This is a genomic window from Serratia sp. HMSC15F11 (assembly GCF_001808215.1).
GTDB lineage: Bacteria > Pseudomonadota > Gammaproteobacteria > Enterobacterales > Enterobacteriaceae > Serratia > Serratia nevei.
Map to the genome: position 1 here is coordinate 1 of NZ_KV792512.1, position 24,823 is coordinate 24,823.

A 24,823-nucleotide genomic window follows, 5' to 3' on the forward strand; every position below is an offset into this window, starting at 1 on the left:
AACGGTTGTATCTAATACTGGGGGCAGGTCAACACTGACTAAGCTATTGTCTCCAAGACGTCCGTTGATTACAGAGACAGCATTTTTGGTGTAGGTTACCACTCTAATCGAACGCCCATACATCTTCAGGGACCGTGCCAATTGTCCCCCCCTCTCATGCTCGGTCACACCAGTAAGGCGACGTAAAACTTCCACCAATGTTCGTGTTTTACCAGAACCAGCCCCTGCAAAAAGGAAGTAGTTACGTGGTGGTATATTTGTAAGGTAGCCACAGATCTCTTCTACTACCCCTGCATCGCGATCATTGCCGTCAAGGATCTGTGAGTTAGTCATGGCATCCCCTCCCTACTTGGCTCCAACTGTGTCTGGAGCCATTCCAATGCGTCCTCGATATATTTAGGACAGATTATCGGCTCATCCGCAGCAACCATTTCAAAGATGCTTGCGGCAAAATCTCCTTTATTAAAAGATCCATGCATTAATTTGTGCAGAGCCGCGAGCAGTTCTGGAATATTATCATTTTCAGCGACCTGTCTTGCTACTGAGCCCAGCGCGCCCTTCGGCGGTTTGATTTGCTTCCCATCGCCATCGACTTTTTCATTAATAAGTTGCTTAAACCAAGGGATATTTCTAAGAATTAGGGAGTCTTCAAAAGTACTTGGCCATTGACCATCAGCTTCGGCTACAGGCAACTGCCATGCGAAACGTACAGAACATTCGGCAATTTCGTTCCAGACAAGATGCTCATCTTTCGGGTTCTTGAAATCCTCAAGCTGTTGCAGCTTAGGGTGCCATCCGCGAAGAGTCGGGTTCCCACATTGCAGTCCGGGTTGTCCGGTATTAGCTATAGCAACTAAGGTTGTAGTCGGGTCCCCATTTTTTTTAGGCTTACCTGGTCTTTCTTCAACTGGATCGATATCAGTAATAATTACAGTTGGAATACGGAGTCTTTCAACGAGAGATCTTAGACGATGAGCATGGCTGCCACCAATATCAAGGAAGGACAGATAGCGGCTGTTGAGTGTTGCAAAATCTCTTTCAATGAAAAGAGGTAACAGCATTCGCTCAGCAACCCCCTCGACAAAGATTGCAGCATTGGCAAATAAAAGATCTGTGTGTTGAACGCGAAAATAACGTTCAGCGAATTGACGGGTCGTTTTATCATCACCAAAAACTTGCCCAAGATTAACCACCTCAGTGGTAGGCATGTTTTGTTCTTCACACTTAGCAATGCGGCGAACATATCGTAGCCGGTCAAAATTCTCAGCATGTGCTAGATGACTAGAATGAGTACTGATAATCAATTGGCTTTTAAGACCTGACTCATCGCTACCGTTAGGACTGATTAGTTTATGTGCCTTACCCGGGAAAATACGTTGTACCTGTACGTGCAAATGCGCCTCGGGCTCCTCAATCATAACCAGATGAACAGGTGCTGGAGCGCCCTTTTCAGGATTTAGGCGAGCAGCTTTGAAAGAAACTAGTTGGTAACTAAGGGACTGTAAATTCTGATAACCGAGTCCAATGGAATATTCAGGGAGAAGCTCCTCTAATGAATCCTTTTGCATGCTGTATTGAACAGCTGTCCCATGGTCGGGTAATTCGGCTGTCTGTATGCGCGTGCGGAAACGAATCTCTTGGGGGTCATGCAAACCGGGGTACCCAAGCTCTTTAACCTCTTCTACCGATGGCCCAATAGCCTCATGAATCTTTTTATCTAGTTCCTGCTGGGCCTCAGCAACAGCTTTTATGAGGTCAGCCCGGTGTCCATGACCTGTTGCTGCCACATTTAGATGTTGTCGAGCAAATTTGAGAAGCTGATTGGAGAATAAACCTATGCGATGTGGGCCAGAAGCAGACCGGGAATCAGCTTCCTCACTACCAAGGCCACGCTGTGCAGCCACAAAGTCTACTTTTATGAGTTTCTGCAGATGTTTACGATCAATTGGGCTGGAATCAGCATCTAGTACTTGGCTAACATAGGTCTTTATTCCGTCCAAAGGGTTGTTATCGGCATCCAACTTATAGGCCCGAACTTGACCGAGTAGAGAAGGTTCTCGTAGCCAAAAATCAAGAAGATCAATTGGCCACGCAAGTGAATCCTTTCCCATATCCTTCACAGGTATTCTCGCCAAGTGATACTTCCAAGCCAACTGCTTCAGATCCTCAATGTTCGTAGCCGGTTCCAGACGTAGTCGGACACCTACCCCGCCACCCTTCCAACTGAATTTTGACAAGAACGGGGAGACATAGTGGAACATACCTGCCTTAGCATCGAACCATAGATCCAGAGTTGGCATCGCCGAAAGTAAGGTTCTAAGTTGCTCTCCCCATTCACCTTCGGATGCGCCTGACGTAGACGGATCTTCTTCTAATGCGTCCCAAGCTCTCCCAAGTCCCCGCAATTTTGGCCATTGAGAAATACTGATGTCGAAAGCACCAAATGGTGAGCCATCAGCAAGGAAGTGGCGCAGCGCTGCCAGAATTGATGTTTTGCCGCTATTGTTAGCGCCGACGAGGATAGTAGTTTTTGGGTCAACGTCCATTTGGACCTTGCCTAGTCGGCGGAATTGGGAAAGCTCAATAAACCTTAGTGATATCTGTCCCGATAATGACATGGTGGTAGCTGCTTCTGACATTTTGGCTCCTCTCAATCCGTATAGAGATGCGCCAACCTGTAACAGCCTAGCGCCACGCCGTAAGCTCGAATTCTTCTAACTTGATGCCTTTATCTACGAATCATTGAGTTAGGTTAGAATCGACACGGCAAGTTATATTACCGCCCCGTTAAAAAATGCCCATTACTAAATGCGCATGAAATGACTCTTATCACACAACTTTTCGCTACTCAGAGTAACAGTGCATCACAAGCTTAAGCGTCAGCTGTAGAAAAGACTTAATGGGCTTGTAATAGGCCCGCTTTAGTTCCACACGCTTTTGAGCTCCTGACCAGATGATATTTTCGCATTCAGGGGCCAACCCAACGGCCCAGGCTCCCCCGGGCCAATGCGGGCTAGTGATCCAAATAAAGGTAATGCAACCAGCTGGTCATGCGCAGCAGCACTTTGCGCATCACGGAGACGTGCTCAAAGTGCCCGGTATAGACCGCCGCCTGAGCGCTCACGCCGTCGGGCAGATGATCCAGATCCGGGTTGGCCGCCAGGTCAATCATCACGTACACCCCTTCCCGGCCCGGCGTGGCGCTCAGGCCCTGCAATGCGCCGCTGGCCTGGTAGCTGCCGTCCGGTATCGCCGGCAACACCCGGCTTACGGTGCCGCCATAAACCTGCCCCGGCAAGCCGTTGAACACCACCTCGGCCTGGTCCCCCTGCGCCAAGCGCAGGATGGCGTTCTGACGGAATACCGCCACTACCTGGCGCTTTTGCTGCGGGATAAAAATCATCACCGGCTTGAACGGCAGGCGAACCGCCGCCGTACCCGGCCGCGCCAGCACCTGCGTGACATAACCGTCGCTCGGCGCGCGCACCACCGTTTGTTCCAGGTTGTAGCGCGCTTCGGCAATCTGCGATTTCAGGCTGGCTATCGTGGCGTCTTCGCCGTCATAGCGCCCGGACAACCGCGCCTGTTCCTGCTGGAACTGGGCTTTCGCCGCCTGCAGCGCCGCAGACTGCGCCTGATACTGCTGCTGCGCATGGCTGACGTCCTGCTCCGAGAACGGGTTGACTGGCATCGCCGCCCCTTTCGCGTAGCGCTGGTAATCCTTGCGGGCGCGCTCATACTCTGCGTTCGCCCGCTGCACGTTGGCGGCGGACTCGCTGAGCGCCGCCCGGCGCGTTCTGATCTCCGCCTCTGCCCCGGCCAGATCCGCCTCCAGCCTGGTGAGCCGCGCACGGTAGCGGCTATCGTCAAGACGGAACAGCACCTCGCCTTTGCGCAGCAGCACGTTGGTTTTCTCCGTCACCTCTACGATCATGCCCGAGACCTGCGGCACCATCGGCACAGAAACGGCAATTTTCTGCGCCCGATCGCTGTACGGATGGTTGTAGTTCATCGTCAAAATCAACGCGCCGACGATAACGATCCCGCCGAGCACGGTGGTCGGCACGGTCCATTTATTGACCGGAATGCGGAACAGTTTAAATACGCCGTAGCTCAGCGCCACGTAGCTGAGAATAATGAGCAAATCCATAGGCTACGCTCAACTTACCGTAGGGCCGGAAACCGCCGGCGGCTTTTCCTGCAGGCGTTGCAATTCGGCTTCGAGCAGCGCGATGCGCGCCTGCAGGTCCGTTGAAGGTTCTGCCTTCTCACTCATGCCCCAGCCGCGTTCCGGCCGATAGAGCGTCGCCCAGATCCACAGCAGTGGCCAAATGGCGTGCAGCGTAAACAGGCTAACCCAGCCGGCGACGTGAATCGCATCTTGATGCGGGTGCTGGCGCTTTTTGGCCAGCAAATAGGGAATGTCATGAATAATAATGACGCCGTAGAATAAAATCAGGAATACCGCAATCAGTACGCCTAAAGCAAAATAATTAAGAAACATGTAAAGCCCTGGTTGGTCATAGCGGAAATAAACGAGGTTTATAGCGTGTTATATTGTCTGATATCGTTGGCGATGGTATCGATGGCATTCTTCACGTCGGTCACTTTCAATTGTGCTTTCTCGTTATTGAGATTTTCCCCCGAAGCCTTGCGCACCACTTTAATAACCGGCTGATTGGTCGCCGCATCGATAAACTCACCCTCCATATAGACCGCGCTCTCCATGGTGCGATGGCCGGTCACGCTTTGCGTCGCAGCAATCAGCAGGGTGATCGGCAAGACTTCATAGATCTGCAGCCCTTTCTTCTGCGTGTCGATCGCCGTGATGGCGCCGCGGAAAATCAGGGTATGCTCGCGCGGCATATCCACCAGCTTAAAGTGGGTGCCCATCGCCTGCTTAAACTGCTGGTTGGTGTAATTCAGGATATTGTCGAGTGCGCGCTGGCTCACCATCTCGCTCGGTTTCGGCCGCGGGAAATAGATCATCGGTTGATAAACCAGATATTGATAACGGGAAAAATCGACGTTCTTATCCTTCCAATATAAAACGTCTTTGCCGGACGCGGATTGACCTTTATTGATATCGTTATAATTGGTCAAAAAGGTCGAGTACTTTTCTTTTTCGGTCACGGCGGAAGAGCACGCGGCCAGTAATAACAGCGCAGGCAAAATAACCGCTCTTGTCACTTTCATTGACGGGTTTCTCTTTATTTTGGTGGATAGCAAATAATCAAATCGAATGATACCCAGCCGTCCGCAATAAGTCATATGACAATGCCGCCAAAGGTGTATATCATTTTTGATATACAAACTCACAAGAGCCGGCCAGTGAAAGAGAAAGACTTCCGCATTGAAGAACTCAGGATTGTCCGCATCATTGCCGAAACGGCGAGCGTCAGCAAAGCGGCGCAGCTGTTGGATATGCCGCAGTCTAACGTGTCGCGCGCCCTCACCGCGCTGGAACGGCGGCTCGGGCTGGAACTGTTCCTGCGCGGCCCGCGTACCCTGGCGCTGACCGAATTCGGCGAGCAATTCTTGCGGCGCGCCTCGCAGTTGCTGGACGAACACAGCGATCTGCTCGATATGTCCGGCACCTATAAACGCAGCCTGAGCGGCATGGTCACCCTCGGCGCGCCGATCGGCATCCACGCTTTCCTGGCCCGCTATTTACTGCCGCCGCTGCTGCACGCTGCGCCGGCGTTGACTGTCGATCTGGTGACCCGCAACCCCGACGAACGCGAGAAAAAATACGGCGCAGTATTCGACAGCGACTGCGATTTGCTGATCAGCTTTTTCCAGCCGCAAAACGAAAGCCTGATCGCCAGGCCCTTCACCCGCTTTCGCGTCGGGCTGTTCGCCGCGCCGGATTACATTGCCCGCTCGCCACTGACAGCGCTGGATGAACTGCCGCAGCATCGCTGCATCACCTTGCGCATGCTGGGCGGCATCCGCAATACCTGGAGCGGCTACAATGCGCAGGGGGAATTGGTGCAGGTCGAGCTCGGCGGCGCCAGCGTTTGCGATAACATTCTGCCGGCGATCGAGCTGGCCAAACAGGGCCTGGGCATCGTCTACGCCCCGTACTATTCCGTCGCCGCCGAGCTGGATGCAGGCACCCTACAGCCCTGCCTGGCGCGCGAGCGCGGCATCGATATGCAAGCCTACCTGATCTACCGCCGGCGCGGCGTGTTGCCGCACCGCGTGCAGGTGACGATGGACAGCATCATGGAGAACGTCAAGCTGCACGCGCACCGGCTGATGTAACCAAGAACGCTCAGGAAGCCTTTTGCGCCATAATTTCGATGATCTGTCTGTCGGTGTGCTGCATCGATCGGCTGGCCAGCGCGCAAAGGTTAGCGATCGACTGCTCGACATCGTTCGCCACGATCCCCTCATTGCCGGTGACCGCCGTATCGTCCAGTGCCATCAGCACCGCTTTCCACGCCGAAGAAGCGCTGGTGGAAACCTTCATCGCGCAACTGTTGGAGGCGCCATCGCAAATCATCCCGCTCACATCGCCAATCATGCTGCCGATGGCCTTGGCGAGGGTGTCGTACCGGCCATCCGCCAACCATGCCATACCGGCGGCCGCCCCCATCGAAGCGGTGGTGGCGGCGCACAACGCAGAGAGGCGCGGCAGACGATAGTGAATATAAATCGCGCTCAAGTGGGACAACATCAGCGCTCGCGCCAGCTTTTCTTCACCGGCCGCGAAGTGCTCCGCCACCACCATCACTGGCATGGTGGCGGCAATGCCCTGATTGCCGGAACCGGAGTTGCTCATCGCGGGCAGCGTCGCGCCCCCCATGCGCGCATCGGACGCCGCGCTGGTGCGGATCACGATGTCGCTGGCCAGATCGCTCGCCATCAATCCACGCGCGCGCTGTTTTTGCAACGTAGCGCCCACGTGCAATCCCCACTGGCCACGCAGCCCTTCACGCGACAGCGCCTCGTTAAGGTGCGCGGCATCGAGAATAAAGCGGATATCGTCGAACGGTACCCGCTCAATAAAATCCACTATCTCACGCAGCGAAGTCTGCGCCAGCACCTGCAGCGGGCACACAGGTGCTTCGCCCTGCGCCAGCTCCGTCAACGTAAACAGCGTGGCCCCCTGCTGCTCGATGCTCACAATGCGGGTATGTCCGCCGACGATGGTGGCGCTGGCCCAACGCTCACCGGCGTACACCTTCGCCCGGGCATAGAGGATATCGTCGCAAGGCGCCTGCAACATGACGCGCACCGCCCCCTGTTCCAACAGCCACTTCGCCTGGGTGACGGCTCTTGCCGAGGCCTTCTCGAGCACTTGCAAACCGCCGTTAGCATCGCCGCCTACGGCCCCCAACGCGGCGGCGATCGGCAATCCCGCCATGCCGGTGCCAGGCACCGTCACGCCCATGCCGTTTTTCATCAAATTCGGCGAAACCCAGGCTTCAATGCGATCGACCGCCCCCGGTAAATGGGCCGCCGCCGTGGCGCTGGCCAGCGCCAGAGAAACCGGTTCGGTACACCCCAGCGCAGGCTTTACCTCCTCCTGCACTGCGCGAATGTATTTTTTCCATAATGAAAGACTTTCAGGGTTCAACATAATGACAACCTTAATGCCGTGTTAGCGATATCAGGAGAATGCCAGAAACGGGGAGACGCACAGCAATAGACCGGTCACGATGATAAGCACCAGCGATGCGCCTTTATATTTATGCAGCGCGGGCACTTTATGAACCAGCCACGCCGGAATAAGACAGCCGACCAGGCCAAAGATGGGGCTGCAAATAGACGTGAAGCTCAGCACCGGGGCATTCAACACAATGGCGCTCCAGGCCAGCAGAATGGCGAACACCATAATGCCGCGCTGCACATATTTTTCATTGATGCTTTCCAGCGGCAGCTTACGGCGCAGCAGGTTCATCACGATACCCTGCGTCGCTTCGCGAAACCCCAAGTAAACGCCGAAAAATGCGGTCATCACGGCGAAAATATTCAGTATCACGCTGACGATTTTTACCCAAGCGGCACCATCACCGCTTATGAATTGAGCGGCAATCGCCAGCGCGGAAATATTCTGCTCATAGGCCTTAACGGCCTCGTCATGCCCCATCGCCAGAGTGAAAGAGACGGCATAGAAAAAGACAGTGGTAAACAGGATACCGAAGGCGATATTCATGGCGCGCAACGCTTTATGCCGGGCAACCTCAATGGATTTTTCGCGCGAGCGATAAGAAATGACCATTGGGCTGAGCGTCTGAATAAACAGAATCGAGGTCAGAGTAAACGGCAGCGTAATGATGGCGTTTTTAATCAGCAGCGCCGCCGGCGGCAGCGCGCCGATATGATGCACGTGCCACAGGCCAATCATCGACACGCCGAGCGCCGCCACAACCAGCAGCTTGGTCAACACCATCAGGCTTGAAAGCTTAAACAGCAGCTGTTCGCCGCGAGATGAAATCGCCACTAAAATGCAGATCAGCGCCAGGCCGTAAAAGGGATTGTCGGACAACAGCCCTTCCGTCACGCCAAAGGTGTGCAAATAAGAAGCACTGTCGTTGGTGATGGCGGTGGAATAAACAAACATCCAGATCACCAGCATGACAAAATAGAGCGCACCGAGCAGGATGCCCCAGTTTTTCCCCAGATAGCCGCTAATCACGCTGGGATAATCTTTACACTCCGGCGACTCCGCAAGGGTATTGATAAATAAACGCTGGAATAAATACATTGCCGGATAACCGATAATTGAGGAGAGCAAAAATACCCATAGCCCCATCAATCCGACCTGAACCGGTAAAAACACAATGCCTGCGCCAATGGCCATGCCAATACTCATAATGACCCAGCCGGTATCAGTGCTGTCGAATTTAATTGCCTCGCGCCATTCACTTTCCGTCATCTTCGCCCGCAAAGCAGGCGATATATCATCCAATAGCACGCTATTATTTGAAGCCGTTTCCATAAGTTTCTCGCTTGTGTAGGTAGAGGTTTTTTTTAATAGTTTCGGCACGATGGACGGTACGAAAATGCAGGCGAGTTATGGTTTTAATGGGGGAAATCTTACCCCTGAAACAAGAGAAAAAAGTCACAATATTAGTGTGGATTATCACCATCAAAGAGAAAAAAATTCCATATATAAAAAATAAGAAGAAATAAATTCTATCGAAAACCGGTATGAGAGGCGTATCACATTATCCCGATGCGCCACGGCGTTCATCGCCAAACGGTGTTAACTCAAGCTTTCTATCCGTTTCTCATGAGCAGCGTCCGGCAGGCCACTCCGCCGGCCGGACGCTACCTCACCGCCCCTCTTTCTCCCCCAGGAAGAAATACCACAGCGGAATGGAAAGCAGCAGGGTGAACACCAGCGTATACAGCAGCACCATCAGGCTCTGCATGATCACCATCTGGGCACTCCAGGCGCCGATCGGCAGCTGGAATTGCTCGACGGTGCCGCCGAGGATCGCTCGGCCCATCACGCAGCCGACTGCTACCGCCACGGTCGCCACCGCAGCGCGGAACTTACGCACCTCGGCGCGGCGGGCGGCCGCTTCCGGCGTTTCGTCCCGGTGGCTTTGCCGTTGGCCGCGCCAGCGCCACACGTCCACCAGCAGCAACGCCGCGAGGCTCACGCCCGTCACCGGCAGGCAATACCCCAGTGCGGAAGCCACCAGCAGAGTGACGGCACGCGCCGGCAGGGAAAGCGCCAGCCAGGCGGCAATCAGCGTATGCACCGGATGCTGCGCCCCCGCCGCCGGGCGGCGGATCCACCACATGCGGTAACCCAGCGCAATCATCAGGCACAGCCCGAGGCCGAACGCCGCCAGCAGCAGCTGATTCGGCAAGCCGAACAGAATGCCCATGTGGGCGTCGATGCCCCAGCGGGTCAGCTTGGCGATGAGCGGGAAGGTGTCGAACCGCACCTGGTCGACGACGGCGAAGCTTTGCGGTGCGATGGCAACCGCGTCCACCTGCGTTGGCCAGCTGCGATCCACTTCGGTTACCGTCCAGGCTTTGCCCTCGCCTTTCGGCTGGCGCAGCTCGACCTTAGCGGCGTCTATTCCAGCGGCGCGCGCAGCGTGCAGCGCCCGATCCCAGTCGCCGTTCAGCGCATTGCTCTGCGCGGCAGGGCCCATCTTCATGCCCGGCATCATCCCGCGGTGCTCGGCGTGCGGATCGGCCGGCGTCTGCGGTGCATCGGCCTGCAGGCTGGTGTTGACCTGCGGCGTCAGCCAGCCCAGGTTGGCCCGCAGCGCGTCGATGTTGCCGCCGGCCCACTGCGACCAGGTCAGCCCGGTAGCCGAGAAGAACAGCAGCCCGGCCAGCAATGCCACGCCCAGCGTGATATGCCAATGGCGGCTGGCGGCAAAGCCCCCTTTCGCCCTTTTCAGCTTGCGCTTCGGCCGCGTCGCCAGCCACAGCGCAACGCCGCCCAGCGCGGCCACCCACAGCCAGGAGGCCGCCAGCTCGCTGTAGTTGCGGCCAAGATCGCCGAGCAGCAGGCTGCTGTGAAGCTTGTCCAGCCAGGTGCGCAGCGGCAGCACGCCGGAGGTGCCGTACACCGTCATATCGCCCTTGATCGCCAGGGTATAAGGATCGACAAACAGCGCGCGCGACTCGGAAGCACCCAGATCGGCACCCGCGAACTGTACGCGCGTAGTGTCCATTGCGCCGGGTGCCGGGCGCACGGCGTAAATGCGCGCCTCGTCACCCACCGCGCGGCGGGCGGCGGCGATCTGGTCAGCCAGCGATCTCGCCTGCCCGTGCGGTTCGGTGAAAAGCGCATCGCGATACAGCGTCTCTTCAAGCTGAGGCGTCAACACATACAGCGTGCCGGTCAATGCAGCGACCAAAATAAAAGGAGCGACCAGCAGGCCGATATAAAAATGCAGCCGTCTGATCAGGTTCAACATCGCGCCACGCGGCGATGCGGCAGGGGGAGTTTTGGTTATTGAAGACATGGCCTTTCTCGTTTTTCAAACTGTGCGCGCAGGCAAACCGTCCGCAGCGATACGGACGGCGTTACCCATGATCAAGCAATAGGGAAAAACGGTTGGCCGGGTGGCCCGCGCGGGCTCGGCCGCAGAGTAAGGCGCCGAATGGGCGGAGAAACGATGCGCGGCGCGCAAGGCAGGCGCGCGATGCGCGCCATCAGCCACAGCAGCGGGACGAATGTCCACAGCAGCAGCGGCACGTGGATCAGCAGCTCACAATAGCCGCAGAAAATCATCTCCGCAGGATCCATGCCGTGGTGGCCGCCATGCTCGGCGGCGGGCATCGCCATCGCGTGCATGTCGTGCGGCATAGCGGCGTCCGTCTGCGCCATGCCGCCCATCATCGGGTGGTGCATCAGCGATTTCGACACCACCGGTGCCACAAACAGCAACAGCACCGCCATAATGGCGATGCAGGCGGTAAAGCGTTGCTGTAGCTGGCGTGGCACTCTCATCGCGGCGGCGAATTAACCCGGTCGGTGGCGAACAAGCGGCCAGTGTAACCCGTGATGCGCGATGAGGTGAAAGAAAAGTCAGATTTGTCTTACGCGCCCCCGGCGGCGGCGATCACAGCACCCGCGAATAGACCCGCGAAGATTCGCCCCACGGGTGATACCCGAGCCCGTTATAAACGAAGCCGCTGCGCTCATAGTAGCCTTCCAGATCGGTGCACAGGTGCAGCTGCGGGAAGCCCAGCCGGCGGGTTTCCGCCGCCACATGCTCAATCAGTTTGGCGCCGTAGCCCCGGCCGCGCTGCGCTTCCTCTACATAGAGCGCGCACAGCCAGGGATACAACTCCCCACGGCTGATGAAGTCGTTGGTGATAAGCCCCGCGCAGCCGAGGATCTGGTCATTTTCCATCAGCAGGTACCACTGCGGCAGCGGGTTGGCGGCGCCGAGGCTGCGGTTGATGGCGTCTTCATACATCATCAGCGTCTCTGCCGTGGCCCAGTGCCGCTGAAAATACGCAATGGCGCGCGGCGCCAGTTCGGGCGCTTGCCGCACCGAAATCATGTCCATCGTCATTCCCGTTATTCATGTTGTCAGCGTAGAATTATGCAGCAATATGCACGGTATGGCAGCGGCATTCCGCCGCCGTCATTCACCCCAAGGAGTCATCATGACGCAAAACATCTATGACAATCAGGCCTTTTTCGACGGCTATGCGCAGCTCAGCCGCTCGCAGCACGGCCTGGACGGCGCGCCGGAATGGCCCGCCATCCGCCGCATCCTGCCGGATTTGCAGGGCAAAAGCGTGGTCGATCTCGGCTGCGGCTACGGCTGGTTCTGCCGCAGCGCGCGCGAACAGGGCGCCGCCGACGTGCTGGGGCTGGACGTTTCGGAAAAAATGCTGGCCAAGGCGCGGGAGATGACCGCCGACGCGGGCATCGAGTACCGTCGGCAGGATTTGGCGCAGCAGCTGCAGCTGCCGCCGGAAAGTTACGATCTGGTCTACAGCTCGCTGACGCTGCACTACCTCGAGGATCTGGCCGCGCTGTTCGCCACGGTTTACGCCGCGCTGAAACCCGGCGGGCAGTTCATCTTCACCGCCGAGCACCCGATCTACACCGCCCCGGCGCAGCAGGGATGGCTGACCGACGGCAACGGGCAGAAATCCTGGCCGGTAAACGGCTACCAGCGAGAAGGCCAGCGCGTTTCCAACTGGCTGGCGGAAGGCGTCATCAAGCAGCACCGCACGCTCGGCAGCTATATCAACCCGCTGGCGCAGCAAGGATTTATCATCCGGCATTTGAACGAATGGGGCCCCAGCGCGCAGCAAATCGCCGCTAACCCGGCGCTGGACGAAGAGCAGGAACGCCCGATGATCTTCATTCTCGCCGCCCGCAAACCCGCCTGATTGACCCGCAGTAAACCGTTCACACCACCACAGTTGGGGAGGCCGCCTCCCCCCAACGGCTATTATGCCGGCAGCGCCGCCCCGTGCGCCGCGAAGTGCGTCAGCGCCTCGCCTTCCATACGATAGCGCACCCACTCGCCCTGCGGCTGCGCGCCGATGCTGAGGTAGAAATCGATGGCCGGTTGGTTCCAGTCCAGCACGCTCCACTCCAGGCGGCCACACTGCCGCTCGCACGCCAGCTGGGCGATGTGCCGCAGCAGCTTTTTACCGGCGCCCGCGCCGCGATGCTTCGGCGCCACGTACAGGTCTTCCAGATAGATGCCGTTTTTACCCAGCCAGGTGGAGTAACTCATAAAGAACACCGCATAACCCGCCGGCTCGCCGTTCACCGTACAAATCAGCGCTTCGGAACAGGCGCCCGGCCCAAACAGGCTGCGTTCGATATCTTCCACGCTGGCCAGCACCTGCTCGCGCGCCTTTTCGTACACCGCCAGCTCGATAATCATATCCAGAATCAGTTTGGCGTCGCTTTTTTGCGCCGGGTAAATCTCGATGGTCATGGCAAATCCTGAGTGTGTTGATGACTGTGCTTGCCAGCATATCGCGCCTCAAATACTGTATGAACTGCATTTTCATCAACAGGTAATGAATATCATGCATCTGGATTTGAAGCGTCTCGATCTCAACCTGCTGCTGGTGTTCGAAGCGGTCTATCGGCTGCGATCGGTGACGCGCGCCGCAGCAGAGCTGGCCCTCAGCGCGTCGGCGCTGAGCCACGCGCTGATCCGGCTGCGCAAGGCGCTGGCGGACGAGCTGTTCTACCGGGTCGGCAACGACATGCACCCGACGGTGTATGCCGACAGCCTGGCCCCGACCGTCAGCGAAAGCCTGGCGCTGCTTTCCAAAGGGCTGCATCCGCGCCCGCGCTTCGTCCCCGCCGAAAGCAGGGAGAGCTTTACCTTCGCCATTACCGATTACACCGCCTTCGCGGTGTTTCCCGCGCTGATGGCACAGATGCAGCGCCTGGCGCCGGGGCTGTCGTTCCAGCTGCGCTATTCCGAGCGCAAGGTGGCATTGAACGATCTGCTGGCGGGGCGCATCGACTTCGCGCTGGGCTTTACCGAAACCGACGGCGAAAGCTACCCGGAGATCGACGAGGTGAGCTGGTTGGAGGATGAGTATGTGGCGATTTGTGCACCCGCCTTCAGCGTAAAATACGGCGAACTGACGCTGGAAAACTATCTGCGGGCGCGCCATCTGGTGGTGACGCCGTGGAACGAACAGCGCGGCGTCATTGACTACCAGCTCGATAAGCTGGGGCTGCAGCGCGATATCGCCATCCGCACGCCTTCGCTGTTGGGAGCACCGTTCATCGTCGCCGACAGCGAACTGGTGATGAGCATGCCGCGCTACGCCGCGCAAAAATTGCGGCAGGCGGCGGCGCTGGATATCCACCCCCTGCCGTTTCCGGTGCCGCCGTATCAGATCAAAATCTACCTGCACCGCAAGAACGGCCGGCCAGAGGCCTGCCGCTGGTTGCGGCAACAGCTGCAGGCGTTGGCGGCGTTATAACGCGGGTTCGCCGATCGGCAGATACCCCTGCCACAGCGGCCGGGCCGGTTTGCCGTGCGGGTTGGCCCGCAGATGCACGTGGTAGCCCTGCAGTGCCTGTAGCAGCAGGCAGTCGTCCACCTCGGCCAGGTCATCCTTGTGCTGCTGCGCGCTGTCCGTCAGCAGCACCCGTTTGGCTTTCTCCTTCGCCTCGTCGGCGGAACGCGCCACAAACAGGCCGAACTGGTGCAGCTCCGCCAGCTCATCGCTGCGGTAGCCGCCCACGTTGACGAAAAACAGCTTCTCTTCACCGGCGAACGGCGCAGGCTCCAGGCTCACGTCGTAACCGTCCGCCCAGTCGATGCGCGCATAGCCGTCGACATGCACCTTGCGCTTATCGCCGAACCACTTTTCACGCAGCAGCGGATACGCCTCTTCCGGCCGATCCGCCGCCGCAAACTGTACGTCGTGCAACTCAATATTGGCGCCCGGCGCCGTACCGCCCACATAAAACATCAATAATCCCGGCATGTTATTCTGCTCTCCTTGGTGATAATCGCTATATAAAATAATATATAACGAGACTCATGCCAACGGCAGCGCCATTCTGTGTTATCAATAGGTGAGGTTTAATCTGTTGTGGAGGAACGCATGGCATTCAATATCGGTGATTTTGTTCAACGCACCACCGGCGGCCCAAAGATGACCGTGGTGGCGATCGACGGCGAAACCCTGGTTTGCAGCTGGAATGAACTGGGCAAAGAGCAGCGCACAGAGGTGCAGGCCAGCGATGTGGCGCTGTACCACGAAGACGGCGATTTCGGCGTCTGCTGAATAACCGGGGCGCACCGCGCCCCGTTATCGCCTCAGGCGCGAATGTCCTGATAGGCCGGCGTGGTATCAAACTCATGCTTGGCGAACGGGCACAGCGGAATGATTTTACGCTGCTCCGCGCGCATCTTCTCTACCACCAGCGCCACCAGCTTTTTGCCGACGCCCTGCCCCTTAAATGACTCATCCACCCAGGTGTGATCGATAATGGTCAGCTTGTCGCCGCTCGGCACGAAAGAGATCTCGGCGATCAGCTTGCCCTGCTCGTCATTGATATAAAAACGCTTGTCGTCTGCCAGTATTTTATGTTCCATATTATTTCTCCCTATATTTAAGTGCGCCGCTGGGGCAGGTGTCGATAACGCGTTTCACCTCCGCCGTATCGGCATTGTCCGGCATAATCCACGGGCGGCGGTTCAGGGTAAAAATAGCCGCGTTGCCACGCACGCAGTTGGCGGAATGGCGGCATATCGCGCTGTTAAAATAAACGTCAATCTTGTCGCCGGAATAACGGCGGTAACCGGCGGCGGTCAATTCCTCATCCATTTTGGCCTCACATTGCCTGTTTTATTGTTTTTGCTCCAGGCTCAAGTATAGGCAATGCCGCCGGCTTCACCACGCGTCTCACCCAACGAAAAAAGTGGCGCAACCGCCCGTCGCCGCTAGAAAAAAACGTAAATTGTTCTAATCTTTATTCAGTAAGACAACATCATTCCGACAGTGGCTAAGGAGTTCGAAATGGGTGATAGCTCAAAAGACGGCGTCATTCTGCTGTCCCGCATATTACTGATGGTTCTGTTTATCATTTTCGGCTGGATGAAACTGGTCAACTTCGGTGCGACCGTCACGGCAATGGAAGGCTACGGCACGCCGATGCCTTATTTAGCGGCGATCGTTGCCGTGGTGGTGGAGTTTATTTTCGGCATCGCGCTTATTCTCGGTCTGTTTACTCGCCCTATCGCGGTCATTTTCGCCCTGTATGTGTTGGGCACCGCGTTTATCGGCCATCCGTTCTGGAAAATGACCGGCATGGAAATGATGGGCAACGAAATCAACTTCTTTAAAAACATCAGCATCATTGGCGGATTGCTGTTGCTGGCGGTAACCGGCGCCGGCCGTTATTCGCTGGACTATAAAATATTTAATAAATAATTCATCGATGGCCGGCGATATTCGCCGGCCATTTTATTTCGGCTATCCCTTCAACGGCTGCGCTTGGCGTGCCGCTCAAAGTTTTCCGCCTTGGCCTGCGCCGATTTACGCAGCGTGACATAGCAGGCACCCTCGCCGCCGTCGCGCGGTAAGGCGCGGCAAAACGCCTGTACCTGTTCAAACTGCGCCAGCCATTTGGCGACGTAACTGCGCACGATATTCGGATGGCTTTCGTTCTGCCGCCCGCGGCCGTGCACGATCAGCAGCGAACGCAGGTTTTGCGCCTCCGCCTGCACGATAAAGCGAAACAGCGCCTGCCGGCTGGCTTCGACCGACTGACGCAGCAGGTTCAGCGACGCCTGCGGCGGATAACGCCCGTTACGCAGCTTGTCCAACACGCCCTGTTGAATGCCTTCCCCTTTGAACTCCAGCGGCTGTTCGCAGGGGATCACCTCGAGAAAATCGGTGCTGAGGAAGTTTTCCTGCATCAGCCGCTGCGCTTCGCGCCGCGCGCTTTTGTCCACCGCCTCCTGCGGCTTGAGGTACAGCGTCTGCCGTCCGCTCGCCAGCGGCACCACGTCCGCCATCGCCTGTTCAAAAAAGTCTTTTTCCTGCTCGCTCATCTTCCACCTCTCTTGAACGGCAGCCTTTACGGCCGGGAATGGGGTCGATTGTAAGACGCCTTACCACGGTTGCAAGCCGGGAATTGTCAGCGGCATTTGTCTCATTTGTCGTCAACGGGTGAGCTTGCGAACAGTTTTCGCTATACTGCTAAGCCATCATTGAGTGCCGCAAAGGATCGAGCCCATGACAATGCGCGAGCTGGAAATCCAGTTTCAAAATGCGATGAATGAGTTGCAGAGCAGCTTCGAACGGCAACACCGCGAATGGCAGCAGAGCTACCAGGCGCTGCAGCAACTGCTGGAAGAAGCCAAACAGCGCGAAGCCGCGCTGCGGGCGCAGAATGAACAACTGGCGCGCAAGCTGAGCACCGCCAGCTCGGTACCAGAACAGCATGCGCTGGTGAAGCAGATCAAAATGCTCGGCGCTCATCTGGACGCGCTGGCCAAAGACGCGGCCACTTTCAATCACCACCTGCGCCAACAGAGCGCGGTCGGTAATTTCAGCGGCGAACAGCATTGATAGCGGGCGCTGTCGCACAGCGCCTCCCGCCCCTCTTCTGGCGTATTGAGAGTGTAATAAAGCCTAAATGACCTGGATCATCCTCGCCGCCCTGATCGTCGTATTCATTATCGGTTACCGCATCCTGACGTCCGACACCCGCAAAGCCATCGATTCGCTGGCCCATCTGCTGAGGGTCAAACCGATGCTGATCGAATCGATGATCCAGGAAATGGGCGGCCGCCAAAGCCAGACCTTTATCCGTATGCTGAACAACGGCTACACCGAAGAGATGCACCAGGCGGCTTATCTGCTGTTCATCTACCTGACGTTCATCAAACAGGCGGACGACGAACAGATTGCCCTGTGGCGCGACGTGCTGCTGCGCGCCGGGCTGTCGCCGGAGCTGCACGCCGAGCACACCGAAGCGGCGCTGTTTTACTTCGCCGAGCTGGATATCGATGCGTTTGAACTGGCGCAGTTCCGTCGCGCCTACAACGAGCGTTTCAACCGCGAAGCGTTGGCCCACGGCTGATCGCGTCCCCCAAGGCGGGGGACCGATTACAGGAACATGCTGAAGAGGTAGCGCGACAGCGCTTCGCGCGAGCTGAAGCCGTGTGCGATGCCGTAACGCAGGTTCGGGGCGTCGCCGCTTAAATCCAGGGGAAATTCCAGATACTGCTCGCTGGTGCGCACCGGGGAGGTTGGCGTGGCGAAATGCACGCTTCTCTCTTTCAACGCCGGGTGGATCACCAACGCGGTTCTGCCCATCCGCGCTTCGCGATTCACATACACGTAGTGCGCACCCTTGCGGTAGCCATAGGCCTGATCGGTGACATAATCACGCTCAAAGCCGGTATTCTCCAACACTTTAGCCACTTCATCCGGCCGTAAATACATCGATTCCTCCTCTCATTCTGGACCGCTGAGCGACCTTACCGTAATCATTCACCGAAACAATGATTTTCTGGGGAGGAATCCGGGTTTCGGACTATTCCTGAATCAGCGCCGGCTGCGCTGCAGCAGGCGCAGAGTGAGCAACACCCCGAGCGCCACCAGCAGCGCCGCCGCCAGATAGATCGACCGCACGCCCGCTTGCCCAATCAGCAGCCCGGCCAGCGGGCCGGTGATGCCCAGCGCCAGGTCGAGGAACGCCGAATAGGTGCCGAGCGCCGTGCCCTGATTCTGCGGCGGCACCTGTTTCACCGCCTCGACGCCCAGCGCCGGGAACACCAGCGAGAAACCGGCGCCGGCCAGCAACGCGCCGGTTTGCACCATCCAGGGCTCACCGGCCTGCCAGATCAACAGCAGCCCGACGATCTCGACCAGAAACGACGCCAGCGTCACCTTCAGACCGCCGTGGCGGTTGATGACATTGCTGAAGATCAGGCGGATGCCGACGAAGGCGCAGCTGAACAGCGTCAGCGAAAACGCCGCGCCGCTCCAACCTTTGTCGGCATAGTAAAGCGTGATGAACGTGGCGATCACGCCGAAGCCGACGGTGCCCATCGCCAGCCCGAGACCATAGGCCCAAATGCGACCGAACACCGCGCGAAAGGCGATGCGCTGCCCGGCGGCGATCGAAACGTCCGGCTTGCCGCTCGCCAACAGCAGCGCCACCGCGACCGCCAGTACGATCAGCCCCGCCACCCCGGCCAACCCCCACTGCTGATTCAGGTACACGCCGAGCGGCGCCCCGGCCGCCATCGCCCCGTAAGTGGCAACGCCGTTCCAGGAAATCACCCGCGCGGTGTGCATCGCTCCGACCCGGCCGATACCCCACAGCGTGGAACCGGTGCTGGCGAAGCTTTCGCCGACGCCGAGAAACACCCTCCCCACGCACAGCAACAGCAGGCTGAGCCACGGGTAATCGTCAACGCCGAACGCCAGCGCGTAAAACAGGCCGCTGGCACCGCAGCACGCCAGGCCGAACAGCACCACCTTCTTCGGCCCCAGCTGATCGGCATAGCGCCCGGCGTGTGGGCGGCTGAACAGCGTGGCGAAGTACTGCGCGCTGATGATAAGGCCCGCCAGCACCGAGTTGTAACCCAGATGGTCATGCACAAATCCCGGCAGCACCGCCAGCGGCAGGCCGATGGTCAGGTAGCAGACGAAGGTGAACATCACCACGGACAGAATGCGTCGGTTCAGCTGGAGGTTATTTTCTGCGGTCATCGAAGGTGGCTCGCATCGGACGGGATAGACAGAGATTGCCAGCATACCCCGATGGGATCTGATGATAAATGAGAGAGTTATAACGAATTATTATTTAACTAAGTCTTTGCTGCCTGCGCCATTCGCTGGGATTGGCACCATATACGCGCAAGAATTCGCGGTTAAAATTCGACTTGGTGGTAAATCCCGACTCATGCATGATTTCGGTTATCGGGCGGTCGCCGACAAGCAGCCTTCGCGCCGCCTCACCGATGCGCAATTGGTTCACGTATTGCGAGACATTCATCCCGGCATGCTGATTGATGGCCTGCGACACCCGGCGCGCCGGCAATCCACTTTTGCGCGCCAACAGCGCCAAATTCAGCTCCGGTTGCAAATAAAGATCGTCTTTCAGCAATCGCTGTTGCACCTGAACAAACCAGTGGTGGATCTGGTCATCATTCACTGCGACGACTTTAACAGGCTCCGGCGTTTCCTCGACCGGTTGCTCCGCCGGCCGGGTGCGGGACAAGACCTGGTACACGCCCAACGTAAGCAGCAGAGTGTCGACCGTCACCAACAGGCCGGCATGTCGCCCGCCAAACCAGGCAAAATCGAGGGTAATGATCAGCTCCGCTATCGCGACGGTGAACAATAAAATGGCTAACCCACGCCACAGACGGCAGCAGAGCCAGCTTTCCGCCAACGCCACCTGCTTCAAACTATTCTCACCGCCGCGCAGTGCACACCACAAGGCCACACCGTAACCCGCATCGGCGGCAATAATCAACGCATCCAACCAAACTGGCGCATACCAGCTGGCCAACAGCGTCAGGCATAAGGGCGCAAAATGCCAGACATCGGCAAGCCGCAATCGCCCCTGCGTGCTCACCCGGAAGGCCAGCCAGACCAGCACCGGGATCATGACGGCGCCAATTGGCTGCAACCGATTGAACTGCGTTAAGTCGTAACCGTAACGCAACCCCACCAGCAGGCTTTGCCATGCGCACAGCAGCAGTAACAGCTGGAAAACCCAACGCCGGGCGCTGGGCCGGCCAAGGCGAAGCAACAGCCCGCAGCACAGCAGGCTGAACAAAAAGGTAACGGGAATGAGCGGCATTCATTACGCCTTATCCAAAGAGACGAAGCGGAAAAGTGTATGGCGTGAAGTCTGTTAAAACAATAATTTAACGACCTTAATCGCGATCGAGGTCGCGGAGAGGCACAGCCGATGTCACCTTTGCGCTTTTGTCGTAATGAGGATGTGAAGATGAAAAAGTTACTGTCTCTGTGGCTGCTGTTGTGCACGACGGCCAGCGCATCGCCTTATCAGATCGCCATTCATGATGAAGCGTTTTCCCGGGATTCGCGCACGCTCGCCAGCCGTATTTATTATCCCACCGAGGCCGAAGGCCCACGACAAAACGTCGGTGCCAATCCGGTATTCACCGGTATTGCCGGCCAAATTGACGCACCACCGGCCAAGGGCACCTTTCCCTTGGTGGTGTTCAGTCACGGCAGCGGAGGGAACAATACCAGCCAGGCCTGGCTGGCGGCAGCGCTGGTTAGCCAGGGCGTGGTGGTGATTGCCGCCAACTCACCCGGCAGTACCACCGGCGACTCAGTCCCGGCGCAGTCCATCAATCTTTGGCGGCAAACCGAAGATATCTCCGCGCTGATTGACGCGATCGGCGCCTCCCCTCGCTGGGCTGCTCTCGTCAACCCTCACGCCATCGGCGTTGTCGGCCACTCCAAGGGCGGTTACAGCGCCATCGCGGCCATCGGCGGCAGAGTCAGACTGGCAGATTTCATCGCCGGTTGTCGGCAACGGCCGCAGTCACCCAATTGCCGGTTCTATACCCAGGCCAGGGTTGACCTGACGCAGGTCACCGCCGATCGGTTCGATGCCGATTATACCGACCCGCGCATCCGCTTTGCCGTCGCCCTCGATCCCGGCATGGTGCCCTATCTGCGGCCGGAGAGTTTGCATCACCTAAACGCACCCTTGTTGATTATCGAACCGCAAAACTATCTGCCAAGCGAGAAAGGCTCGCGTTTGGGTGGGGCGTCGCTGGCAGCTAACGGCGCTGAACAGCCTATCCGCGCACAGCGATTAACCCGCGGCAATCATTTCGATTTCTTACCCATTTGCCAACCCAACGGCCGCAAAATTTTGGCCTCTGAAGAACAGGAAGCAGAGGTACTATGCGCAACCACGCCTGCCCAACGTGCATGGGTACATCAGCAAACGGTGGCGGCAATATTGCCGTTCATTCGCCCCTGGCTACCCGCGCGCGCAGAAAATCGATAAACGCCCGCACCTTTTCCGGCACATGGCGGGTGTTCGGGTAGAGCGCATAGATGCTCTGCTCGGGGAAACGGTGATCCGGCAGCAACCGCTGCAGCCGGCCGGCGTCGATTTCGGGCTGTGCCAGCCACGCCGGCAGCAGCGCCACCCCGGTGCCATGCAGGGCGAACGCCAGCAATGCCGCGGCGCTGTCACCGGTGAGCGTGGCAGCATCCGCGACCTTGAACAGCACCGCTTCGCGCTGCGGCGTGGCCACCAGCCAGCTGAGCGGTGAACTGAGCCGGCTGTGGGCGATCCACTGCGCCTGCGCCAGATCCGTCAGCGAATGAATCGGCCGGTCGGCCAGATAACCCGGCGCCGCCACCGGAAAAATGGCGAAGCTGTCGATCAACGCCGCGCGGTGGCTGGAATCCGCCAGCTGGCCCAGGCGGATCGCCACGTCAAAGCGCTCCGAGATCAGATCGGCATGATAAGAAGAAGAGACATGCTGGATGCGCAGCCGCGGATGCTGCCGCGAAAAAGCCGCCAGCGCCGGCACCACCACCTGCGCGCCGTACTCCGGCGTGCTGGTGATGCGCAGCACGCCGCTCAGCCCGTGATGATCGCGGCGCACGTCGTCCAGCACGTTTTCCGCCTCCTGCAGCAGCTGCAGGCTGCGCTGGTAAAAGCGTTCGCCGGCGTCGGTCAGCGACAGCCGCCGGGTGCTGCGCGCCAGCAGTGACACCCCCAGCTCATTCTCCAGCTGTTTGACGTTAAAACTCACCACCGCCTTGGTTTGCCCCAGCGCCGCCGCCGCCGCGGTAAAGCTGCCCGCTTCCACCACCGCCGCGAAGATCGCCAGGCGCTGCAAATTCAGCATTTCGCCGCCCTTATTGTCAAAATAATTTTGACAGTGTAATCGCCCGCCGCCGATTTATCCGCACTTTTCCCCCCGATACACTGCTCGCCTTCAACCGGAGGCACCATGTCTTATCGCAGCAAAGTGGCAATCGTCTATCTGCTCGGCTTTTTCGTCGATCTGATCAATATGTTTATCGCCAACGTCGCCTACCCCGCCATCGGCCAGGCGATGCGGGCGTCGGTCAGCCAACTGGCGTGGGTTAGCAACGGCTATATTCTCGGCCTGACGCTGGTGATCCCCCTCAGCGCCTGGCTGGCGCAGCGCATCGGCGGGCGGCGGGTGTTCCTGCTGTCGCTGGCGCTGTTCATGCTGGCGACCCTCGGCGCGGGCAACGCCGACAGCATCGGCGCGCTGATCGGCTGGCGCACCCTGCAGGGCATGGGCGGCGGCTTGCTGATCCCCATCGGCCAAACGCTGACCTACCAGCTGTACCGCAGCCATGAACGCGCCGGGCTGTCGGCGGCCATCATGCTGGTGGGGCTGCTGGCGCCGGCGCTGTCACCGGCGCTGGGTGGCTGGCTCGTCGATCGGCTGGACTGGCGCTGGGTCTTTTTCGCCAACCTGCCGCTGGCGGCCGTGGCCCTGGCGCTGGCGGCCCTGTGGCTGCGCGCGGAAACGTCGACGGCGATGCGTAAACCGCTCGACGGCAAAGGACTGCTGAGCGCCTGCGCAGGGTTGACGCTGCTGCTGCTCGGCCTGACCCGGCTGAGCGAGGCCGGTCATCAGGCTTCCGGCGCGGCGCTGCTGGCCGCCGGCCTGCTGGTGCTGGCGTACTATCTGCGCCATAGCCTGTGCACCCCGCAGCCGCTGCTGAACCTGCGGCTGGTCGGCGATCCGCTGCTGCGCAACGCCATGGCGGTTTACTTGTGCATTCCCGGCCTGTTCATCGGCGTCAGCCTGGTGGCGATGCTGTATCTGCAAAACCAGCTGGGGATGGCCGCCGCCCAGGTCGGCGGCCTGATGCTGCCCTGGGCGCTGGCGTCGTTCCTGGCCATCACGCTGACCGGCAAAACCTTTAATCGCCTCGGCCCGCGGCCGCTGCTGATCGCCGGCTGCCTGTTGCAAGGCGCCGGCATGCTGACGCTGGCGCAGATCGATCAGGCCGGGCAGCACGCATTGCAGATCGCCGCCTTCGCACTGATGGGATTTGGCGGCAGCCTGTGCAGCAGCACCGCACAGAGCAGCGCGTTCCTGCAGATCCCCGACGCTCAGCTGGCGGACGCCAGCGCGCTGTGGAACATCAACCGCCAGATCAGTTTTTGCCTCGGCGTGGCGCTGCTCAGCCTGCTGCTGAATCTGCTGCTGACCGGGCTGCCGCCCGCGGCGGCCTACCGCACCTGCTTCATTCTGGCGGGCGCCAGCGTATTTATCCCGCTGCTGCTGTGCCTGCGCCTCGCCAACCGCGCCATCGTGCGCCAACTCAACGCTCAACAGGATGCTTTATGAACCCGTACTTTACCGAAGTGATCGACGCCCACATCGCCATTGAACGCTGGCTGGGCAAAGGGGCTGGCGAGGAACAAGCGCTGCTGGCGCGCTTTACGCCGGATTTCAGCATGATCGCGCTGAACGGCGCTCCGCTGGATTTTGCCGCGCTGTGCGCCTTTTTCCGCGCGCATCGCGCCGCCAAACCGGGATTGGAAATCGAGATAGAAGAGATGAAGCTGGTGGCCGAATGGCCGACGGGCGCGGTAGTCAGCTACCGGGAAAAACAGAGCCTGCCGGGGCAAAGCGCCACGCTGCGCTATTCCACGGTGGTCTTTGAACGTCAGCCCAACGTACTCGTCTGGCGGCATTTGCACGAAACCGCCGCAGCGCAATAATTACAGAAAGCTGCCGGCCAAAAACAGTTCCCAACCGACGATCACCCCGCACAGGGTTACCGCACTGAAAATGACTTCAAACAGATAGCGATTGATCATCGTTCGTCGCCTCAAAAGAAGACACCCGGAAGAACCGGGTGT

General features: G+C 58.5%; 29 protein-coding genes. 10 read left to right on the forward strand and 19 right to left on the reverse strand.

The window, feature by feature from the left end; all coding sequences use genetic code 11:
- From HMPREF3138_RS26025 to HMPREF3138_RS24515, 5 genes are all read right to left on the reverse strand, one after another.
- A partial coding sequence (locus tag HMPREF3138_RS26025; RefSeq protein ID WP_144062337.1) for an AAA family ATPase occupies positions 1-333 on the reverse strand: 333 nt, incomplete at its 3' end.
- On the reverse strand, positions 330-2,639 hold the full coding sequence (locus tag HMPREF3138_RS24500) for an AAA family ATPase (protein ID WP_070559435.1): 2,310 nt from the start codon (positions 2,637-2,639) through the stop codon (positions 330-332). The genes HMPREF3138_RS26025 and HMPREF3138_RS24500, both read right to left, overlap by 4 nt.
- 374 nt (positions 2,640-3,013) lie before the next feature.
- Positions 3,014-4,150, reverse strand: a complete 1,137-nt coding sequence (locus HMPREF3138_RS24505; RefSeq protein ID WP_038872747.1) for an HlyD family secretion protein — start codon at positions 4,148-4,150, stop codon at positions 3,014-3,016.
- Between the two features lie 9 nt (positions 4,151-4,159).
- Complete coding sequence (locus HMPREF3138_RS24510; RefSeq protein ID WP_038872749.1) at positions 4,160-4,504, reverse strand: DUF3302 domain-containing protein; 345 nt, start codon at positions 4,502-4,504, stop codon at positions 4,160-4,162.
- Positions 4,505-4,542: 38 nt separating this feature from the next.
- Positions 4,543-5,196, reverse strand: a complete 654-nt coding sequence (locus tag HMPREF3138_RS24515) for a DUF3313 domain-containing protein (RefSeq protein WP_038872753.1) — start codon at positions 5,194-5,196, stop codon at positions 4,543-4,545.
- Positions 5,197-5,331: 135 nt separating this feature from the next.
- Between HMPREF3138_RS24515 and HMPREF3138_RS24520 the strand changes: the two genes are divergently transcribed.
- Positions 5,332-6,267 (forward strand): LysR family transcriptional regulator, encoded by a 936-nt coding sequence (locus HMPREF3138_RS24520; protein ID WP_038872756.1) that lies wholly within the window; start codon positions 5,332-5,334, stop codon positions 6,265-6,267.
- Positions 6,268-6,277: 10 nt separating this feature from the next.
- Here HMPREF3138_RS24520 and HMPREF3138_RS24525 read toward each other — a convergent pair whose 3' ends face one another.
- The 5 genes from HMPREF3138_RS24525 to HMPREF3138_RS24545 form a co-directional block, all read right to left on the reverse strand.
- On the reverse strand, positions 6,278-7,588 hold the full coding sequence (locus tag HMPREF3138_RS24525) for an L-cysteine desulfidase family protein (RefSeq protein WP_038872758.1): 1,311 nt from the start codon (positions 7,586-7,588) through the stop codon (positions 6,278-6,280).
- A 30-nt stretch (positions 7,589-7,618) separates the two neighbouring features.
- Entirely contained in the window at positions 7,619-8,950 is a 1,332-nt protein-coding gene (locus tag HMPREF3138_RS24530) for an SLC5/6 family protein (protein ID WP_038872761.1), read from the reverse strand.
- A gap of 337 nt (positions 8,951-9,287) precedes the next feature.
- Positions 9,288-10,949: a DUF2534 family protein gene (locus tag HMPREF3138_RS24535; protein WP_038872764.1), complete on the reverse strand. Its 1,662-nt coding sequence runs from the start codon at positions 10,947-10,949 to the stop codon at positions 9,288-9,290.
- A 71-nt stretch (positions 10,950-11,020) separates the two neighbouring features.
- Complete coding sequence (locus HMPREF3138_RS24540; protein ID WP_223294853.1) at positions 11,021-11,437, reverse strand: DUF2946 domain-containing protein; 417 nt, start codon at positions 11,435-11,437, stop codon at positions 11,021-11,023.
- Between the two features lie 112 nt (positions 11,438-11,549).
- Complete coding sequence (locus tag HMPREF3138_RS24545) at positions 11,550-12,002, reverse strand: GNAT family N-acetyltransferase (RefSeq protein ID WP_038872878.1); 453 nt, start codon at positions 12,000-12,002, stop codon at positions 11,550-11,552.
- A 100-nt stretch (positions 12,003-12,102) separates the two neighbouring features.
- Here HMPREF3138_RS24545 and HMPREF3138_RS24550 point away from each other — a divergent pair, with 100 nt between their 5' ends.
- Positions 12,103-12,840: a class I SAM-dependent methyltransferase gene (locus HMPREF3138_RS24550; RefSeq protein WP_038872770.1), complete on the forward strand. Its 738-nt coding sequence runs from the start codon at positions 12,103-12,105 to the stop codon at positions 12,838-12,840.
- A gap of 62 nt (positions 12,841-12,902) precedes the next feature.
- Here the strand turns inward: HMPREF3138_RS24550 and HMPREF3138_RS24555 are convergent, their stop codons facing one another.
- Complete coding sequence (locus HMPREF3138_RS24555; protein ID WP_033649791.1) at positions 12,903-13,400, reverse strand: GNAT family N-acetyltransferase; 498 nt, start codon at positions 13,398-13,400, stop codon at positions 12,903-12,905.
- Between the two features lie 85 nt (positions 13,401-13,485).
- On the opposite strand from HMPREF3138_RS24555, the gene HMPREF3138_RS24560 reads away from it, so the two are divergent.
- Positions 13,486-14,412, forward strand: coding sequence for a LysR substrate-binding domain-containing protein (locus HMPREF3138_RS24560; protein WP_038872773.1), 927 nt, complete (start codon positions 13,486-13,488; stop codon positions 14,410-14,412).
- Here the strand turns inward: HMPREF3138_RS24560 and HMPREF3138_RS24565 are convergent.
- On the reverse strand, positions 14,407-14,922 hold the full coding sequence (locus tag HMPREF3138_RS24565; RefSeq protein ID WP_038872776.1) for a DUF1543 domain-containing protein: 516 nt from the start codon (positions 14,920-14,922) through the stop codon (positions 14,407-14,409). The two genes, HMPREF3138_RS24560 and HMPREF3138_RS24565, sit on opposite strands and share 6 nt — an antisense overlap.
- A gap of 120 nt (positions 14,923-15,042) precedes the next feature.
- Between HMPREF3138_RS24565 and HMPREF3138_RS24570 the strand changes: the two genes are divergently transcribed.
- Positions 15,043-15,225 (forward strand): YodC family protein, encoded by a 183-nt coding sequence (locus HMPREF3138_RS24570; protein ID WP_025303973.1) that lies wholly within the window; start codon positions 15,043-15,045, stop codon positions 15,223-15,225.
- A gap of 32 nt (positions 15,226-15,257) precedes the next feature.
- On the opposite strand, the gene HMPREF3138_RS24575 is transcribed toward HMPREF3138_RS24570, so the two are convergent.
- Together HMPREF3138_RS24575 and HMPREF3138_RS24580 are read right to left on the reverse strand one after the other, a co-directional pair.
- Entirely contained in the window at positions 15,258-15,536 is a 279-nt protein-coding gene (locus tag HMPREF3138_RS24575) for a GNAT family N-acetyltransferase (RefSeq protein ID WP_038872779.1), read from the reverse strand.
- A 1-nt stretch (position 15,537) separates the two neighbouring features.
- A complete protein-coding gene (locus HMPREF3138_RS24580) occupies positions 15,538-15,768 on the reverse strand; it encodes a (4Fe-4S)-binding protein (protein WP_038872781.1) in 231 nt (76 codons plus the stop codon).
- Positions 15,769-15,960: 192 nt separating this feature from the next.
- Between HMPREF3138_RS24580 and HMPREF3138_RS24585 the strand changes: the two genes are divergently transcribed.
- Positions 15,961-16,374, forward strand: a complete 414-nt coding sequence (locus HMPREF3138_RS24585) for a DoxX family protein (protein ID WP_016929826.1) — start codon at positions 15,961-15,963, stop codon at positions 16,372-16,374.
- A 50-nt stretch (positions 16,375-16,424) separates the two neighbouring features.
- Here the strand turns inward: HMPREF3138_RS24585 and smrA are convergent, their stop codons facing one another.
- Positions 16,425-16,997 (reverse strand): DNA endonuclease SmrA, encoded by a 573-nt coding sequence (smrA, locus tag HMPREF3138_RS24590; RefSeq protein ID WP_038872783.1) that lies wholly within the window; start codon positions 16,995-16,997, stop codon positions 16,425-16,427.
- Positions 16,998-17,181: 184 nt separating this feature from the next.
- On the opposite strand from smrA, the gene HMPREF3138_RS24595 reads away from it, so the two are divergent.
- Entirely contained in the window at positions 17,182-17,517 is a 336-nt protein-coding gene (locus tag HMPREF3138_RS24595) for an MbeD/MobD family mobilization/exclusion family protein (RefSeq protein ID WP_004928976.1), read from the forward strand.
- 67 nt (positions 17,518-17,584) lie between these two features.
- A complete protein-coding gene (locus HMPREF3138_RS24600; RefSeq protein ID WP_025303978.1) occupies positions 17,585-18,031 on the forward strand; it encodes a DUF1198 family protein in 447 nt (148 codons plus the stop codon).
- 26 nt (positions 18,032-18,057) lie between these two features.
- Here HMPREF3138_RS24600 and HMPREF3138_RS24605 read toward each other — a convergent pair whose 3' ends face one another.
- From HMPREF3138_RS24605 to HMPREF3138_RS24615, 3 genes are all read right to left on the reverse strand, one after another.
- Positions 18,058-18,396 (reverse strand): DUF2002 family protein, encoded by a 339-nt coding sequence (locus HMPREF3138_RS24605; RefSeq protein ID WP_038872785.1) that lies wholly within the window; start codon positions 18,394-18,396, stop codon positions 18,058-18,060.
- Between the two features lie 102 nt (positions 18,397-18,498).
- Complete coding sequence (locus HMPREF3138_RS24610) at positions 18,499-19,671, reverse strand: MFS transporter (protein ID WP_038872787.1); 1,173 nt, start codon at positions 19,669-19,671, stop codon at positions 18,499-18,501.
- A gap of 94 nt (positions 19,672-19,765) precedes the next feature.
- Complete coding sequence (locus HMPREF3138_RS24615; RefSeq protein WP_223294854.1) at positions 19,766-20,746, reverse strand: helix-turn-helix domain-containing protein; 981 nt, start codon at positions 20,744-20,746, stop codon at positions 19,766-19,768.
- A 174-nt stretch (positions 20,747-20,920) separates the two neighbouring features.
- Between HMPREF3138_RS24615 and HMPREF3138_RS24620 the strand changes: the two genes are divergently transcribed.
- Complete coding sequence (locus HMPREF3138_RS24620) at positions 20,921-21,961, forward strand: alpha/beta hydrolase family protein (protein ID WP_038872790.1); 1,041 nt, start codon at positions 20,921-20,923, stop codon at positions 21,959-21,961.
- Here the strand turns inward: HMPREF3138_RS24620 and HMPREF3138_RS24625 are convergent.
- Entirely contained in the window at positions 21,921-22,817 is an 897-nt protein-coding gene (locus tag HMPREF3138_RS24625; protein ID WP_038872792.1) for a LysR family transcriptional regulator, read from the reverse strand. The two genes, HMPREF3138_RS24620 and HMPREF3138_RS24625, sit on opposite strands and share 41 nt — an antisense overlap.
- 105 nt (positions 22,818-22,922) lie before the next feature.
- Between HMPREF3138_RS24625 and HMPREF3138_RS24630 the strand changes: the two genes are divergently transcribed.
- On the forward strand, positions 22,923-24,305 hold the full coding sequence (locus HMPREF3138_RS24630; protein ID WP_038872794.1) for an MFS transporter: 1,383 nt from the start codon (positions 22,923-22,925) through the stop codon (positions 24,303-24,305).
- Entirely contained in the window at positions 24,302-24,682 is a 381-nt protein-coding gene (locus HMPREF3138_RS24635; protein WP_038872797.1) for a DUF4440 domain-containing protein, read from the forward strand. The genes HMPREF3138_RS24630 and HMPREF3138_RS24635 overlap by 4 nt, the downstream gene beginning before the upstream one ends.
- The last annotated feature ends 141 nt before the right edge of the window (positions 24,683-24,823 follow it).

What these genes read in the sequence shown, in the direction of transcription:
- HMPREF3138_RS24580 (WP_038872781.1), bottom strand. Translation starts at nt 15,768, where the DNA reads ATGGATGAGGAATTGACCGCCGCCGGTTACCGCCGTTATTCCGGCGAC.
- HMPREF3138_RS24515 (WP_038872753.1), bottom strand. Translation starts at nt 5,196, where the DNA reads ATGAAAGTGACAAGAGCGGTTATTTTGCCTGCGCTGTTATTACTGGCC.
- HMPREF3138_RS24600 (WP_025303978.1), top strand. Translation starts at nt 17,585, where the DNA reads ATGACCTGGATCATCCTCGCCGCCCTGATCGTCGTATTCATTATCGGT.
- HMPREF3138_RS24620 (WP_038872790.1), top strand. Translation starts at nt 20,921, where the DNA reads ATGAAAAAGTTACTGTCTCTGTGGCTGCTGTTGTGCACGACGGCCAGC.
- HMPREF3138_RS24555 (WP_033649791.1), bottom strand. Translation starts at nt 13,400, where the DNA reads ATGACCATCGAGATTTACCCGGCGCAAAAAAGCGACGCCAAACTGATT.
- HMPREF3138_RS24610 (WP_038872787.1), bottom strand. Translation starts at nt 19,671, where the DNA reads ATGACCGCAGAAAATAACCTCCAGCTGAACCGACGCATTCTGTCCGTG.
- HMPREF3138_RS24625 (WP_038872792.1), bottom strand. Translation starts at nt 22,817, where the DNA reads ATGCTGAATTTGCAGCGCCTGGCGATCTTCGCGGCGGTGGTGGAAGCG.
- HMPREF3138_RS24500 (WP_070559435.1), bottom strand. Translation starts at nt 2,639, where the DNA reads ATGTCAGAAGCAGCTACCACCATGTCATTATCGGGACAGATATCACTA.
- HMPREF3138_RS24530 (WP_038872761.1), bottom strand. Translation starts at nt 8,950, where the DNA reads ATGGAAACGGCTTCAAATAATAGCGTGCTATTGGATGATATATCGCCT.
- HMPREF3138_RS24505 (WP_038872747.1), bottom strand. Translation starts at nt 4,150, where the DNA reads ATGGATTTGCTCATTATTCTCAGCTACGTGGCGCTGAGCTACGGCGTA.
- HMPREF3138_RS24635 (WP_038872797.1), top strand. Translation starts at nt 24,302, where the DNA reads ATGAACCCGTACTTTACCGAAGTGATCGACGCCCACATCGCCATTGAA.
- HMPREF3138_RS24595 (WP_004928976.1), top strand. Translation starts at nt 17,182, where the DNA reads ATGACAATGCGCGAGCTGGAAATCCAGTTTCAAAATGCGATGAATGAG.
- HMPREF3138_RS24560 (WP_038872773.1), top strand. Translation starts at nt 13,486, where the DNA reads ATGAATATCATGCATCTGGATTTGAAGCGTCTCGATCTCAACCTGCTG.
- HMPREF3138_RS24605 (WP_038872785.1), bottom strand. Translation starts at nt 18,396, where the DNA reads ATGTATTTACGGCCGGATGAAGTGGCTAAAGTGTTGGAGAATACCGGC.
- HMPREF3138_RS24630 (WP_038872794.1), top strand. Translation starts at nt 22,923, where the DNA reads ATGTCTTATCGCAGCAAAGTGGCAATCGTCTATCTGCTCGGCTTTTTC.
- smrA (WP_038872783.1), bottom strand. Translation starts at nt 16,997, where the DNA reads ATGAGCGAGCAGGAAAAAGACTTTTTTGAACAGGCGATGGCGGACGTG.
- HMPREF3138_RS24545 (WP_038872878.1), bottom strand. Translation starts at nt 12,002, where the DNA reads ATGGACATGATTTCGGTGCGGCAAGCGCCCGAACTGGCGCCGCGCGCC.
- HMPREF3138_RS24570 (WP_025303973.1), top strand. Translation starts at nt 15,043, where the DNA reads ATGGCATTCAATATCGGTGATTTTGTTCAACGCACCACCGGCGGCCCA.
- HMPREF3138_RS24575 (WP_038872779.1), bottom strand. Translation starts at nt 15,536, where the DNA reads ATGGAACATAAAATACTGGCAGACGACAAGCGTTTTTATATCAATGAC.
- HMPREF3138_RS24550 (WP_038872770.1), top strand. Translation starts at nt 12,103, where the DNA reads ATGACGCAAAACATCTATGACAATCAGGCCTTTTTCGACGGCTATGCG.
- HMPREF3138_RS24585 (WP_016929826.1), top strand. Translation starts at nt 15,961, where the DNA reads ATGGGTGATAGCTCAAAAGACGGCGTCATTCTGCTGTCCCGCATATTA.
- HMPREF3138_RS24510 (WP_038872749.1), bottom strand. Translation starts at nt 4,504, where the DNA reads ATGTTTCTTAATTATTTTGCTTTAGGCGTACTGATTGCGGTATTCCTG.
- HMPREF3138_RS24540 (WP_223294853.1), bottom strand. Translation starts at nt 11,437, where the DNA reads ATGAGAGTGCCACGCCAGCTACAGCAACGCTTTACCGCCTGCATCGCC.
- HMPREF3138_RS24565 (WP_038872776.1), bottom strand. Translation starts at nt 14,922, where the DNA reads ATGCCGGGATTATTGATGTTTTATGTGGGCGGTACGGCGCCGGGCGCC.
- HMPREF3138_RS24525 (WP_038872758.1), bottom strand. Translation starts at nt 7,588, where the DNA reads ATGTTGAACCCTGAAAGTCTTTCATTATGGAAAAAATACATTCGCGCA.
- HMPREF3138_RS24535 (WP_038872764.1), bottom strand. Translation starts at nt 10,949, where the DNA reads ATGTCTTCAATAACCAAAACTCCCCCTGCCGCATCGCCGCGTGGCGCG.